The sequence below is a fragment of the Streptomyces sp. SID4985 genome (assembly GCF_009863025.1).
Lineage (GTDB): Bacteria > Actinomycetota > Actinomycetes > Streptomycetales > Streptomycetaceae > Streptomyces.
This window is the reverse complement of the sequence record NZ_WWIR01000291.1, coordinates 1-894: the sequence shown is the minus strand read 5'-3', so window position 1 is coordinate 894 and position 894 is coordinate 1. Positions and strand designations below refer to the sequence as shown.

Genomic DNA, 894 nt, shown 5'->3' with positions numbered 1-894 from the left:
GCCGCAGCCGCAGCCGCAGCCGCAGCCGCAGGACGCCGGAGGCGCCTTGGGAGCGGGGCCGGCCGGCACCCCAGACGCTTCAGGGCGGGGGCCGGAGGGCGTCTGATGCCCCCGGTACCGACCGGCAGCGTCCCGGCCGCCGACTTGGGGCGGCCTGAGGCGCCCGGGGGTGGGGGCTTGAGGCGGCGAGCAGTACGCCCGGCGGGCGCCTCCGGCTGCCCCAAGTCGGCCTCGGGACGGCCAGGGGTACCTCGGCCGCGGCCTTTCGGGGCAGCCTGAGGCGCCCCGCGTGGGTCCTGCGGCTTGGCCGGCCGTTCCGGTCGTGGCCTTGGGGCGGCCAGTGGGTTCAGCCGCTTCGGGACGGGCGGAGGACTGAGGCTGCCAGTGGCCCGGTCGTGGCCCTTGGGGCAGGCCAGTGGCGTTCAGAGCGCCTCGGGACGGCCAGAGGCCCGGGGCCGTGCGGCCCCGGGGCGCAGCCGGTGGGCCCCGCGCGAGGTCCTGGTGTCGCCAGTGGCGTGGCCGTCACCGGCCAGATGGTGATCCCGTCGAACCCCCGGAGGGCCCGGCTCAGCTCATCCGCAGTGCCAGGAAGAAGTCCAGCTTGTCCTCCAGGCGCGACAGGTCCCGCCCCGTGAGCTGTTCGATGCGGCCCACCCGGTAGCGCAGGGTGTTGACGTGGAGGTGCAGGCGGGCGGCGCAGCGGGTCCAGGAGCCGTCGGACTCCAGGAAGGCCTCCAGAGTGGGGATCAGCTCGGCGCGGTGGCGGCGGTCGTACTCCTTGAGGGGGTCGAGGAGGCGGGCCGTGAAGGCGCGGCGTACGTCGTCCGGGACGAAGGGGAGCAGGAGGACGTGGGAGGCCAGTTCGTGGTGGCCGGCGGCGCAGACGCGGCCGGG

The 894-nt window shown here is 76.2% G+C and carries 1 protein-coding gene; it reads right to left on the bottom strand.

Annotated elements, in window-relative coordinates:
* Positions 1–567: 567 nt before the first annotated feature.
* Positions 568–894: helix-turn-helix domain-containing protein (locus GTW40_RS11970; RefSeq protein WP_202485756.1), on the bottom strand; the 327-nt coding region annotated here is incomplete at its 5' end.